Annotated in this window: 11 protein-coding genes; 7 read left to right on the top strand and 4 right to left on the bottom strand. The window is 62.4% G+C overall.

Translation table 11 applies throughout. From position 1 onward, the window contains the following. The first annotated feature begins 34 nt into the window (after positions 1-34). From LB536_RS05710 to LB536_RS05700, 3 genes are all read left to right on the top strand, one after another. Positions 35-514, top strand: a complete 480-nt coding sequence (locus tag LB536_RS05710; protein ID WP_140755669.1) for a MarR family winged helix-turn-helix transcriptional regulator — start codon at positions 35-37, stop codon at positions 512-514. Continuing rightward, positions 511-1,689 carry an HlyD family secretion protein gene (locus LB536_RS05705; RefSeq protein WP_224590433.1) on the top strand — a complete coding sequence of 393 codons (1,179 nt, stop codon included), beginning with the start codon at positions 511-513 and terminating at the stop codon, positions 1,687-1,689. Before LB536_RS05710 ends, LB536_RS05705 begins: the two co-directional genes overlap by 4 nt. A gap of 304 nt (positions 1,690-1,993) precedes the next feature. Continuing rightward, positions 1,994-3,529, top strand: a complete 1,536-nt coding sequence (locus LB536_RS05700; protein ID WP_224590432.1) for a DHA2 family efflux MFS transporter permease subunit — start codon at positions 1,994-1,996, stop codon at positions 3,527-3,529. A gap of 51 nt (positions 3,530-3,580) precedes the next feature. On the opposite strand, the gene LB536_RS05695 is transcribed toward LB536_RS05700, so the two are convergent. Both LB536_RS05695 and LB536_RS05690 read right to left on the bottom strand, forming a co-directional pair. Beyond that, a complete protein-coding gene (locus LB536_RS05695) occupies positions 3,581-4,096 on the bottom strand; it encodes a CAP domain-containing protein (protein ID WP_140808966.1) in 516 nt (171 codons plus the stop codon). Between the two features lie 79 nt (positions 4,097-4,175). Continuing rightward, a complete protein-coding gene (locus LB536_RS05690) occupies positions 4,176-5,399 on the bottom strand; it encodes a TadE/TadG family type IV pilus assembly protein (protein ID WP_224590431.1) in 1,224 nt (407 codons plus the stop codon). A gap of 249 nt (positions 5,400-5,648) precedes the next feature. On the opposite strand from LB536_RS05690, the gene LB536_RS05685 reads away from it, so the two are divergent. Next, a complete protein-coding gene (locus tag LB536_RS05685; protein WP_224590430.1) occupies positions 5,649-6,473 on the top strand; it encodes a DUF2189 domain-containing protein in 825 nt (274 codons plus the stop codon). Between the two features lie 44 nt (positions 6,474-6,517). Next, positions 6,518-7,366, top strand: a complete 849-nt coding sequence (locus LB536_RS05680) for a dienelactone hydrolase family protein (RefSeq protein ID WP_224590429.1) — start codon at positions 6,518-6,520, stop codon at positions 7,364-7,366. A gap of 12 nt (positions 7,367-7,378) precedes the next feature. Here LB536_RS05680 and LB536_RS05675 read toward each other — a convergent pair whose 3' ends face one another. Both LB536_RS05675 and LB536_RS05670 read right to left on the bottom strand, forming a co-directional pair. Further along, a complete protein-coding gene (locus tag LB536_RS05675; RefSeq protein ID WP_224590428.1) occupies positions 7,379-8,011 on the bottom strand; it encodes a LysE family translocator in 633 nt (210 codons plus the stop codon). A gap of 125 nt (positions 8,012-8,136) precedes the next feature. Further along, complete coding sequence (locus LB536_RS05670; protein WP_224590427.1) at positions 8,137-10,122, bottom strand: TadE/TadG family type IV pilus assembly protein; 1,986 nt, start codon at positions 10,120-10,122, stop codon at positions 8,137-8,139. Between the two features lie 259 nt (positions 10,123-10,381). Here LB536_RS05670 and LB536_RS05665 point away from each other — a divergent pair, with 259 nt between their 5' ends. Together LB536_RS05665 and LB536_RS05660 are read left to right on the top strand one after the other, a co-directional pair. Next, positions 10,382-11,242, top strand: coding sequence for a TIGR01459 family HAD-type hydrolase (locus tag LB536_RS05665; RefSeq protein WP_224590426.1), 861 nt, complete (start codon positions 10,382-10,384; stop codon positions 11,240-11,242). Positions 11,243-11,248: 6 nt separating this feature from the next. After that, on the top strand, positions 11,249-12,229 hold the full coding sequence (locus tag LB536_RS05660; protein WP_140809346.1) for a bifunctional riboflavin kinase/FAD synthetase: 981 nt from the start codon (positions 11,249-11,251) through the stop codon (positions 12,227-12,229). The last annotated feature ends 29 nt before the right edge of the window (positions 12,230-12,258 follow it).

Genomic DNA, 12,258 nt, shown 5'->3' with positions numbered 1-12,258 from the left:
TGATTAGTAAGCACGCTTATTATATGTATCGCTCATGGTTTCAGATGGCATCGACAGACTGGGATTTTTGATCCACGACGTGCAGCGCCTGATGCGCAAGCGCTTCGAGGCGCGCGCCAGTGGGCTCGGCCTGTCCTCGGCGCAGTGGCGGCTTCTGGTCCGCGTTGCCAAGGAGGCGGGCGTTGCACAGGCGCGGCTCGCCGAACTGCTCGAAATCGAGCCGATCAGCGTCTCACGCCTGGTCGACCGGATGGAGGAGGGCGGCTGGATCGAACGCCGCTCCGACGCGGCCGACCGGCGCGTGCGGATGATCTTCCCAACCGAGAAGGCGAATGCGGCCTATGCGGACGTCAAGAGCCTTGCTGGCGAGGTCTATGAGGAATCGCTCAGCGGCGTTTCGCCGGAAGACCGGCGCGTCCTGATCCGGGCGCTGGATGTAATGGTACAGAATCTGACGGACAGCGAAGCTTCGTCGCTTGAAAAGATCAAGAGTTCGGAAGGTGCGGCAGCATGAACGCGGTAGCCAAGGTTGAAGAAAACGCTCCCAAGGTGGAGATGGAAGCGCCGGCCCAGCCGGCTGCCGCCCCTGTCGCGGTCACTCCTCCCGTGCAGCCGGTCGCGGCGCCGAAGAAGAAGCGCCGCATCGGCCGCTTCTTCCTGATGTTTGCCTTACCGGCGGCATTGATCATCGGCGGCGGCTATGTCTGGGTGACGGGCGGGCGCTATCAGGAAACGGAAAACGCCAATCTGCAGCAGGCCAAGGTGTCGATCGCCTCCGACACGGCCGGTCGTATCGTTCAGGTCGCCATATCGGACAATCAGACGGTGAAGCAGGGCGATCTCCTGTTCGCCATCGACCCCGAGCCCTACCGGATCGCGCTTGCACAGGCTGACGCCGCGGTGGCTGCCGCGCGCCTCAATGTCGAGCAGCTGCGCGCCGCTTACAGCCAGGCGATGGCGCAGGAGAAATCCGCCAGCAGCGAAGTTGCCTATGCGCAGTCGCAATATGACCGTGCCGCCGATCTCGCGCAGAAGGGCATCAACGCCAAGTCCTCGCTGGATCAGGCCAGGAATGATCTCGACAAGGCAAAACAGCAGCTCGCCGTTGCCGAACAGGGCATCGTCAGCGCCAAGGCGGCGCTCGGCGGCAATCCCGATATCGAGACAGACAAGCATCCGACCGTGATGTCGGCGCTCGCCGCGCGTGACAAGGCTGCCTATGACCTGGCGCAGACCACGGTGAAGGCGCCTGCCGATGGTCTTGTCTATCAAGCCGCGTCGTTCAAGGTCGGCCAGTATGTCGGCTCCGGCACACCGTTGTTTGCGCTGGTCGAAACCGGCGACACCTGGATCGACGCCAATTTCAAGGAAACCCAACTCACCAACATGAAGCCGGGTCAGAAGGCGGAGATCGTGGTCGACACCTATCCGGGCAGGACCTTCGAGGCGACGGTCAAGGCTATCGGTGCCGGCACCGGCGCGGACTTCTCGCTGCTGCCCGCCCAGAACGCCACGGGCAACTGGGTCAAGGTGACCCAGCGCATTCCGGTACGCCTGGAACTGACCGATTCCGACGCCAAGATGGCGCTGCGTACCGGCATGAGCGCTTCGGTTACTGTCGATACGGGCGTGGCGCGTGGCTGGCCGTCGATCTTCGGCCACGCCACGGCCGGCGAGCCCGCCCAGTAAGTCAGCGGAAGCCCGCGGGTACTAGGCGGGTGGAAGCGAGTTACAGGATTGGTCTGATGGGAGCGGTGGGAAGGATCAGTATTTGGGTCGGGCCGCGTGGCTGTCCAAGATCTGAAATCTTCGACACGGACCCGTCGGTCCTCAGGTTTGCGGGCGGCATGCATCCGCTCATCAGAGACTTTCAGTCGATGTAACCCCCACATCGATATTCGCGTCCCACCGCGACGAAGCTCTCTCGACGGAAGGCTTTGCCGCCCGGAAACCCAGTGTACACGTTTCTGTTACCTTCTGGAAGTTCTACGCCATGAGCACGTCCGAACCGTTCAAAGAAGTGCCGCATCGTGGCCTGATCACGGTCGCGCTCATGCTGGCGACCATCATGCAGGCGCTCGACACCACGATCGCCAACGTCGCGCTGCCGACCATGACCGGCGATCTCGGCGCCTCGCCCGACAACATCAACTGGGTGCTGACCTCTTACATCGTCGCCGCCGCCATCATGACGCCCGTCACCGGCTGGCTCGCCGACCGTTTCGGCCGCAAGGAACTGTTCCTGACGGCGGTGGTCGGCTTCACCATCTTCTCGATGTTGTGCGGCTTGGCGTGGAGCCTGGAAACGATCGTGCTTTTCCGGCTGATGCAAGGTGTGTTCGGCGCCGCGATCGTGCCGCTGTCGCAGACCTTCCTGCTCGACATCAACCCCAAGGAGCGCCATGGCCAGGCAATGGCCATATGGGGCGCCGGCATCATGTTGGGACCGATCCTCGGCCCCACGCTTGGCGGCTGGCTGACCGAGAATTTCAACTGGCGCTGGGTGTTCTTCATCAATCTGCCGGTCGGCATCCTCGCCTTCCTTGGCATGGCCGCCTATCTGCCGGCCGTTGCCCGGCGGGTGCGCAGCTTCGATTTCTTCGGCTTTGCCATGATATCGCTCGGCGTCGGCGCTCTCCAGCTGATGCTCGATCGCGGTGGCGAGGTCGACTGGTTTTCCTCGATCGAGATCTGGATCGAGCTTGGCCTTTCGATCACCGGCTTCTGGGTGTTCATCATTCACACGGTGACATCGGAACATCCCTTCATCGATCCGAAGATTTTCCTCGACCGCAATTTCGTGACCGGGCTGGCGTTCATCTTCGTCATGGGCGTGCTGATCCTGGCCTCGATGTCGCTACTGCCGCCGATGCTGTCGACCATCTTCGGCTATCCGACCGTCACCATCGGCATCGTCATCGGGCCGCGTGGCGTCGGCACCATGATTTCGATGCTCGTCGTCGGGCGCATCATGGGCAAGATCGATGCCAGGATTCTCGTCGTCATCGGTTTCCTTCTGACCGCGCAGTCGCTCTACACCATGGCCAGCTTCACCCCGCAGATGGACAACTGGCTGATCCTCAGCTCCGGTGTGATCCAGGGCCTGGGCATGGGAATGGTGTTCGTGCCGCTGTCTACGGTTGCCTTCGCCACGCTCGACGCCCGTTACCGCACCGATGCAACCGCGTTGTTCAGCCTGGTGCGCAATCTTGGCTCATCGATCGGCGTATCGGTCGTGACGGTGCTGCTGGTGCGTAACACGCAGGTCAATCACGCCGAGCTCTCAGCCTTCATCAATCCGTTCAATCCCAATCTCTGGGCGGTCTCGCCGGCCGCCGCCGGCGGCGATCCGACGGCGCTGTCGCAGGTCGATCGCATAGTCAATCTCCAGGCGATGATGATCTCCTACGTCGACGACTTCAAAATACTGATGGTGATGACGCTGGTCGCTATCCCGTTTGTGTTCCTGCTGCGCAAGCCGAAAGCCAGTCCGGCCGGCGGCGGCGCGCCCGCCGCCCATATGGACTGATGTAGCGGCTGCTCGTCAGGGGATGTCCGCTGCCTGCCGGCGATATCTCCGCTACCTGCCGAGAACCAGCGACCAGTAGCGCAGGTTGGGATCGCGGCCGTCACGGACATAGGCAAGCCCGAAGCGGCTGAAGTCCGGATCGAGTATGTTGCGCCGGTGTCCCTGCGAATGCATCCAGATGTCGAACAGCTTCTGTTGGTCGAAGCGGCCGGCCGCGATGTTCTCGGCCGCGGCACCGTGTACGCCATTGTCCTTCATCCGCGAGGCGAAATCCTTGCCCCAACCGGTCGTGTGGCTCATGTTTTCACGCTGCGCCATATAGCCGGCCTGCTGGAGTGCCGCTTGCTCCAACTGTGTATCGGCGACCAACGGACCGAGCCCAGCCGAGGCGCGCAGGCCCGCCAGCGTGCCGGTTGCCGAGGAGGAAACCCCGGCGCCTTGACCCGTCGGCAGCGAGACGGTGCCGCAGGCGGCAAGCCCGAGCAAGGCCGCGAGGCCAGCCGCCTTGAGCCATGTGCGCCTGTTCAAGTTCGTGATCCGGTCGCAATCGATTCTCGAAGTGGTCATGCCGGCCTGAGATAGTCGCGATCATGGCTTTTGCCGGGCAGGGTGATGAAAATCTGAAAATCGAATGGCGGCTGATCGCTTATTTCACAAGCGTGACGAGGCGGCTGGCGTACATATCGCGATTTCCGAATACGGCCGTGCAATCGGTCTTGATGGATGAGTTGCCTGTCATCTGCACGGTCAAGCCAACAAGCCTCAGGCAGTCGCCCTGACCGCTCATATCCGAGTTGCCTGCGAACGATACGGCCGCGTCAGGCGCATAGACGAATCCGCTGATCACGGAATTTGCGCCGCCATTCAGTGTCAAGGCCGATGTGTTCCCGCGGCTCTGGAAGATGGTGATGCCGGCGTAAGGCCCGCTGGTTGGCGGGGAAAGGTTCACCGTTTCATTGGCGTTTATGTAGATCTGTGCTCCCTCTACGAGGAATATGGTCACGCCGTGGCCGGTCAGGCTGCCGTTCCCTCCCGGCTTCAAGGTGACGCCGCGCAAGATGTAGACGCCCGGGTTGAGAGTGATGTTTCCCGACAATGTCTTGTCGCAATAGGTGCCGGGCGATAGCGTGTAGGTTTTTCCGTTCGGCACCTGCATGCAGAACGTGTAAGGGGGAGGGACGATGTCCGCCAGGGGGTCGAAGGACGCATATTGATGTACGAGCGGCGCGCCGCAGGTGAGATTGGCATTGGGCGGTGAAAGCCCGGAAGTGCCGCCGACGGTCGAGACGCAGCCCGCCGAAACCAGCGCGGAACCGCCTCTGCTGACGGCATCGGACGCGTCCGAGTTTGCCGCAATCACGCAGTTGCTCATGGCGACATCGGTCGAGCCTTGCAGGCTTACCGCGGCCGACGCATGCGGATCGAGCGCCAGCACGCAGGCCTGTGAACCCGGGTGCATCTTGACCGTCGCCGACCGGCGAGCTGGCCAGGGGGCCGCGCCATTGATGAAGCTCGGACGGTTGATGCCTGACGAAAGCGAGATGTAGTAGGCACTCGAGTCGCCGCTGGCGGTGGCCGAAAAAGCGGAGACGCTGTCTGAATATTCCTGTTGGTCGGCGACGCTCATATTGGCTGCAAAGAATGTCAGACCAAGTCCCTGGACATCGGTCGCGCTCATGCTGGGCAGGTACTTGGTGCCGACGGCAAGCCCAGCCGCGTCCAGCGAGTTCTGCAATTGCGCGGCGTCGTCGCTCGTGCCCGTCAGATCGAGGGTGCCGGCGACGACAGCCATTATCGGCAGCATCGCTACGGCAGTCGCCATGGCAAAATTGCCGCGCTCCGAAGACCAGAAGCCCTTCAATCCGAACATCGCCCCTCGCCAAGATTTATAAAGCTCAGGTGATAAGGCCTGGGTCTCTACGAGTAATTTAAGCAATAACTAAAATGCACACATTCTAAGTGAACTCAGTGGTTCGCCGAACAAAGGCCGCCCAGCAATTATAACGGGACGCGGCGACAATCCCGGGAAGATCGGCTATGATGCCAGCGTTCTTGAAGTGGCAGCTACGGGCGGCCACCCTAGGCGGTGACCGCCCCCGGAGAAAAACGGAGGTAGGTTATGGCCGGCTTTCATGTCATGGCGGACGCGCACGGAATGCATGTGCAACCTGCGGTCCGCCGCATTTCCACGCCAGACCTCTGGGACGCGCTCAGGCTTGGCGCAGAGGACTTCTGGGCCAAGCCCTCGCATTACGTGTTCCTGTGCCTGATTTATCCGATCGTCGGCCTGATCCTGACGCAATGGACGTCCGGCTCCAACGCCATCCAGCTCGTCTATCCCTTGATGTCGGGCTTTGCCCTTGTCGGCCCCTTCGCGGCGATCGGGCTCTATGAGATCAGCCGCCGGCGCGAGCTCGGCATGAACACCAACTGGCGACACGCCCTCGATGTGCGCCGCTCATCGGCGCTGCCCTCGATAGCAGCCATCGGCATCATGCTGTTCGCGCTGTTCCTGTTGTGGCTGTTCACGGCGCAGTCGATCTACACCAGCCTTTTTGGCGGCGAGCCGCCGGCTTCGATCGGGGCCTTCCTGCGCGATGTGCTGACGACCAGCAAGGGCTGGACACTGATCCTTCTCGGCAACGCGGCAGGCTTGGTCTTCGCGGTGGTCGTGCTGGCGACCACGGTCGTTACCTTCCCGCTTTTGCTTGATCGTGATGTCGGCGCCGTTTCCGCAATAGAGACCTCGGCGCGCGCGGTCATGACAAATCCGCTGCAGATGGCGCTCTGGGGTCTGATCGTCGCGGTGCTGCTGGTGATCGGCTCTATCCCGTTGTTTGCCGGTCTCGCCGTCGTCATGCCGATCCTCGGGCACGCGACCTGGCATCTCTACCGCAAGGTGGTCGAGCCGGCCCAGATCCGGCCTCCGCGCCGTCCGATGTGAGCAGTGTCCGGCTTGGTCAACGCGGTCAAAGGACAAACCGCAAAGTGGTGGATTTGCTCAAAGGAGTTGGCCTGGCGTGCATTTGGCTTGCCGGCTGCCTCCATGCGGCGCCCGCCTGGGCCGACGAGGTGGTGCAATTTGAAAGCGCGGCCGTGAAGCCGACGCCGTTTCAGGAGCGCAATGCGCAGAAAAGAGGCGAGACCGCGAAGTCTATTCCCGGCATTCCGCTGCGAGGATACCTGACACGTCCTCCGGGTGAGGGGCCGTTCCCGGCCATAGTCGCTCTGCACGGATGCGCTGGTGTGCTCTCGAATGACAGGGAAGTCTGGCCCGAGCGGCTGTCTTCCTGGGGTTACGTCGTTCTCGTTGTCGACAGCTTCGGCACGCGCGGCATAAAGGATACCTGTCACAGCCTCCTCTCCGATCGCGTTTATGACGCCTATGGCGCCTTGGAGTTCCTGTCGAAAGACAGTTCTGTCGACCCACGGCGCATTGCATTGATGCGCTTCTCCGCCGGTGGCATCGCAACGCTCGAAGCCGTGCAGCTTGGTGGCGCGGAGCGACTGATGGAGCACAAATTCAGCGTGGCGATCGCCTACTATCCGAACTGTTCGGTAGCGAGCGGCGACATGGCTGTGCCGACATTGATCCTGATCGGCGAGCTTGACGATTTCAGCCCCGTACAGAAATGCCGAGAGATGATGGCGCAACGCAGCGGCAAGGGAAGTCCGGTTCAGCTCAACGTCTACGAGGGTGCCCGGCACGCGTTCGACGCCGAGGAGTTCAAGACCGGCGTCGAGGCCTACGGTCACCGAGTGGAGTACAATGCGGCTGCGGCCGATCGATCGGAAAGCGACGTGCACGCCTTCCTGAAGCAGGCCTTCGGCGATTGACCCCAGGCGGCTTCAGCGCTGCGCGTCGGTCGCCATCTTCAGCGCCAGCGCCGTCAGCACGGTACCCATCATCCAGCGCTGAATCACCAGCCATAGCGGTCGCCCAGCGAGGAAGGTTGCGATCGAGCCGGCCGTCAGTGCGATGACGGCATTGACGCTGAGGCTGATCGAGATCTGCGTCGCGCCCAGCACCAGAAGCTGTGATAGGACATGGCCCTTGCCGGGGCTGATGAACTGCGGCAGCAGCGACAGATAGAGAACGGCCACCTTGGGATTGAGCAGATTGGTCATCAATCCCATGGCGAACAGCTTGCGCGGCCGGTCCTGTGGCAGGTCGCGCACCTGGAACGGCGAGCGTCCGCCGGGTTTCACCGCCTGCCAGGCCAACCACAGAAGATAGAGCACGCCGGCAAAGCGCAACACGTCGTAGGCGAATGGCACGGCGAGCAGCAGCGCCGTTATGCCGAACGCCGCCGACAGCACGTAGAACAGGAAGCCGACCGCAACGCCGCCAAGCGAGATCAGTCCGGCCTTCGGCCCTTGCGACAGCGAGCGCGAGATCAGGTAGATCATGTTGGGGCCCGGCGTCAGCACCATACCGAGGCAGACCAGCGCGAAGGCGAGATGGTTGGCGGTGTCGGGCATTGTTCGTTCCCCAGCATCTCGCGATGGATTCGCGATCTCGCGAGCGGCCAATCTGTGCCTGTCCCGACAGGTGGCTGCAAGAGGTTGGCGCCGCCTAGGCGTTACGCCAGAGGAGCGGTTCTAGATTAGCCGACCACACGCAGGTTCGACAGTTCGTTGCCGATTTCCTTGAAGTCGTTTGCCAGGCTGGCGCCGGTCGCATTCCAGAACAGCTTCGCCGGTTTGCTCGGATCCGTCGCATCCTTGCGGAAGCGCGAATCCGACGAGCAGGATTTCAGCGCATCGATCGCCAGCTTGTCGCTGGCCTTGGTCGTCGACAGGTCGAGCGCCACCGTCATCACCATGATGTTGGCTGCCTTGGCGTTGTTGCAAAGCGTGGCCATCTGCTCGTTGAGCGCATTGGTATAGTTGCCATTCGAATAGTCGAACTGGCCGATGGCGCTCGATGTGCCCATGAACAGGCGGCCGACCGAGGTGCCGTTATATCCTGGGTTGAGATAGCCGTAGGATGCGTAGGTCGATTTCGAATTGGCGGGATCCGAGTAGCCCAGCGAGGAAGGTGTGTAATAGGTGTTGGCGCCGTCGGTCAGCACGATCACCACCTTGTCGTTACCTCGTTCGGTTTCCGGCCGCCCTTGCGTGAACGGTTCTCCGCTCGAGACCACCCGCCAGCCCCAGGCCATGCCCTCGGGAACATTGGTGCCGCCATTCGGCTGCATCAGGTCGATCGCCGCTTTGATCGAGGTGAGCCCGTCGGCGACGCTGACATCGGTCAACGGCGTGATCGGGTTGGTGGTGCAGCTGTAATTCGGCCCGTTGCCGGCCGGCAGCGCAGGCGCATCGATCGGCCGCGGCTGGAAATACTTGGCCATGTTGCGCAGCCGCGATTGGCCGCTGCCGCTCGTAGGATCGTCGTTCCACCAGCTGTTGACGGCGCCATAAGTTGCCGGCGCGGCTTCGTCGGGGTCCTGGGTGAGCTTCCAGTGATTGCCGGGTTCGTCCGGAGCGAACATGGGTACGAACATCGTTGCCGGATCGCCGACGCCGATGCCGGTGTTGGCCGAGCCACCGGACGGCGCGGCGTCGTTGACATTGTAGGGATAGGGCCGGGCCTCGACGCAGCCTTGCCAACTGGCGAACGGACCGTAGGAATCGATATAGTCATATTCGTTGTGGCTGCTTTTGCAGGTGTTGTTCGAATTGTATTGGTCGCAGACCACGCGCTTGCTGTTGACGACGCGCTCGTGATTGGTGACGACCTGCATGTCGCGGTAGAGCGAGAACCGGGTCAGCATCTGGCCTTCCCCGGTTCCCCAGCCAGTGCCGCGCTTGTACCAGATACCGTTGGTTTGCTGAGCGTATTTGTTGGCGGCATTCAGCGTCGACCAGTCGAAATTCTCGTTCGACACCGGCGACAGCCCCTCTGTGTCCATCCACGACGCATTGCCATTCCCGGGGCCGACATTGACCGAGGCGGCAAAAGGCACGAGGCCGAATTGCACGGGCTTGTCGACCTGCTTGATCATGATCGCCTGCTGGGCCAGCGTGTCGACCAACTGCTTGGAAGCGGTCTTGAGAAGATCGATGCGCTTTTGTCCCGAGCCCGTGCCGAGCGTGGTCATCGATCCGGAATTGTCGAGCACCAGGGCAACTTCCAGCGTGTTCTTCAGCCGCACTTGCGAGGTGACGTCGAAGCTGAGCCTCTGATTCGCATCGGTCGCCGATTTGCCGACGAGTTGGGCGAAGGCGGGGTAGAAATAGGGTTTGTAGTTGAGCCGGGCGGTCATCGTCAGCAGGCCGCCGCCGCTGGTGTTGCTCGGCAAGGTGACGTTGAGCGTCGCGCTCGCGGGATCGATATCGTTCAAATTGGCGTTGAAGAAATCGAGCGCATAGGCTCTCAACTGGTCGTCGGTCGCACCTTCCGTCAGCCGGCGGGCCGTGGCGAAGTTGGCGGCGTCGAGCGCATTCATCACCATCTGCTTTTCACGGTTCATTTCCGTGAAGTCGACGGCGATCGCTAGGCCGACCATCAGCGGCACCATGGCCACAACCGTCATGAGAGCATAGTTGCCGCGCCTGTCGCGGCGGAACTGACGCCAGATTTCATGCATGTCTTGAAGCGGCCCCCGCCGACGGATTCTCGGTCGGCGCCAGCTTTCCACAAAACGCTGAAGGACGGGTTTGGGAAACCGCTCTATTGCTTGGTCGGCGCTTCACCAACCGCTAACCAATCAAAGCCGCGGCTTGCGCCGCAATTCGTGCCGATCAAGGCGAAAGCTGGTGACAGCTTGGACCGGTTCGGATAATTCGAACCGGCTGCGGCGGACCGTCGGCCGCCGCACCCGCAACGATCATACTGAAGGAAACGGCATGGCGGATTCGCCTGAAATCGTCGGCTCGCTCGAAGACGTCTCGAAAGCCTATTCGGCAATTCTCTGCGACGTCTGGGGCGTGGTGCACAATGGCGAATGGCATTTTCCCGCGGCCGCGGCCGCGCTGGCGGCGGCAAGGGCGGCCGGCACTCCTGTCGTTCTGATCACCAATTCGCCGCGCCGCAGCGCCGACGTCGTGGCACAGATGAGCGTGATCGGCGTCCCGCCATCAGCCTACGACCGCGTGGTGACCTCGGGCGACGTGACACGCGATCTGATCGCGGAGGGCCCTCGCAAGATCTTCCACATCGGCGCCGACCGCGATTTGACCCTTTATGATGGCCTCGACGTCGAACTCGTCGAGGAATTCGAGGCCGCCGGCGTCGTGTGCACCGGGTTCTTCGACGACGAGGTCGAAAAACCCGAGGACTATACGGAACTGCTGCGCCGGTTGCGTGCCAGGAACCTGCCGTTCATCTGCGCCAATCCCGATATCATGGTTGAACGCGGCGAACGGATCATCTGGTGCGCCGGTGCGCTCGCGCGTGACTACGCGCAGCTCGGCGGTCGCACGCTGATCGCCGGAAAACCCTATGCGCCGATTTACGAGGTCGCGATGAAGGAGGTGGCCGAGATTCTCGGCCGGCCGGTTGGGCGTCCGCAAATACTGGCGATCGGCGACGGCATGTTTACCGACGTCAAGGGCGCGGCCGACAATGGTTTCGACGTTCTCTATGTCTCCGGCGGTATTCATGCCCGCGACTATGGCGATCCCTCCCGGCCGGATCCGGCAAGGCTCGGGCTCTTCCTGGAGCGGCACGGCTATCGCCCGGTGGCCGTCATCGCAAGACTGCAGTAGGTGGCAATGGTCGCGTTCCAGCATCTTACGACAACCGCGCCGTTGCCCGCCGATCTGCGAGGCGGCGTCGTGGCGATCGGCAATTTCGACGGCGTCCACCGTGGCCACCAGGCCGTGCTCGAACGGGCATTGGCGGAGGCCACGCAGCGTGGCGTGCCGGCCCTGGTGCTGACCTTCGAACCGCACCCGCGAACGGTTTTCAGGCCTGATCTGCCGCTTTTCGTGCTGACGCCACCACCGATGAAGGCGCGGCTCCTGTCGCTGCTGGGCTTTGCCGCACTCGTCGAGCAACCTTTCACGCGCGGCTTTGCCTCGCTGTCGGCGGAAGCCTTCGTCACCGACGTGCTGGAGAGGACGCTGGGCGTCACCCACGCCGTGACCGGCTTCGATTTCCATTTCGGCAAGGACCGCCAGGGCGGGCCGGCCTATCTGATGGCTGCCGGCGAGCGCCATGGCTTCGGTGTCACCCTCGTCGACGCCTTTCGCGACGAAGGCGCCGAGGTGATTTCGTCGAGCCGCATCCGTGCCTTGCTTTGCGAGGGCGAGGTGGCAGAGGCAGCCGGTCTGCTCGGCTATCGCTTCACTGTGGAAAGCGAGGTCGTCGGCGGCCAACAGCTCGGGCGAACGCTCGGCTTTCCCACAGCCAACATGAGGCTTCCAGCGGAAGCCACGCTCAAGGAAGGTATCTACGCCGTTCGCTTCCGGCGCGCCGACGGCACGCTGCACGACGGAGTCGCCAGTTTTGGCCGCCGCCCGACCGTCGACGACAACGGCGCGCCGCTCCTGGAAACCTTCGTCTTCGATTTTTCCGGCGATCTCTATGGCGAGACTTGCGCGGTCTCGTTCTTCGGCTTCCTGCGCAGCGAGATCAAGTTCGAGGGGCTCGATGCACTGGTGGTGCAGATGAAGCGCGATGAAGCCGAGGCACGCGCGCTGCTTGGCGGCGTCAAACCGCTGTCCAGTCTGGACGCGGCGGTGGCGTTCTGAAGCGTGACCCCGAAAAGGGGAAGCGAGTT

This window comes from Mesorhizobium sp. ES1-3 (assembly GCF_020164795.1).
In the GTDB taxonomy this organism is placed as follows: Bacteria; Pseudomonadota; Alphaproteobacteria; order Rhizobiales; family Rhizobiaceae; genus Mesorhizobium.
This window is presented reverse-complemented; position numbering and strand designations above follow the sequence as displayed.

What these genes read in the sequence shown, in the direction of transcription:
- LB536_RS05710 (WP_140755669.1), top strand. Translation starts at nt 35, where the DNA reads ATGGTTTCAGATGGCATCGACAGACTGGGATTTTTGATCCACGACGTG.
- LB536_RS05690 (WP_224590431.1), bottom strand. Translation starts at nt 5,399, where the DNA reads ATGTTCGGATTGAAGGGCTTCTGGTCTTCGGAGCGCGGCAATTTTGCC.
- LB536_RS05660 (WP_140809346.1), top strand. Translation starts at nt 11,249, where the DNA reads ATGGTCGCGTTCCAGCATCTTACGACAACCGCGCCGTTGCCCGCCGAT.
- LB536_RS05695 (WP_140808966.1), bottom strand. Translation starts at nt 4,096, where the DNA reads ATGACCACTTCGAGAATCGATTGCGACCGGATCACGAACTTGAACAGG.
- LB536_RS05705 (WP_224590433.1), top strand. Translation starts at nt 511, where the DNA reads ATGAACGCGGTAGCCAAGGTTGAAGAAAACGCTCCCAAGGTGGAGATG.
- LB536_RS05685 (WP_224590430.1), top strand. Translation starts at nt 5,649, where the DNA reads ATGGCCGGCTTTCATGTCATGGCGGACGCGCACGGAATGCATGTGCAA.
- LB536_RS05675 (WP_224590428.1), bottom strand. Translation starts at nt 8,011, where the DNA reads ATGCCCGACACCGCCAACCATCTCGCCTTCGCGCTGGTCTGCCTCGGT.
- LB536_RS05670 (WP_224590427.1), bottom strand. Translation starts at nt 10,122, where the DNA reads ATGCATGAAATCTGGCGTCAGTTCCGCCGCGACAGGCGCGGCAACTAT.
- LB536_RS05665 (WP_224590426.1), top strand. Translation starts at nt 10,382, where the DNA reads ATGGCGGATTCGCCTGAAATCGTCGGCTCGCTCGAAGACGTCTCGAAA.
- LB536_RS05700 (WP_224590432.1), top strand. Translation starts at nt 1,994, where the DNA reads ATGAGCACGTCCGAACCGTTCAAAGAAGTGCCGCATCGTGGCCTGATC.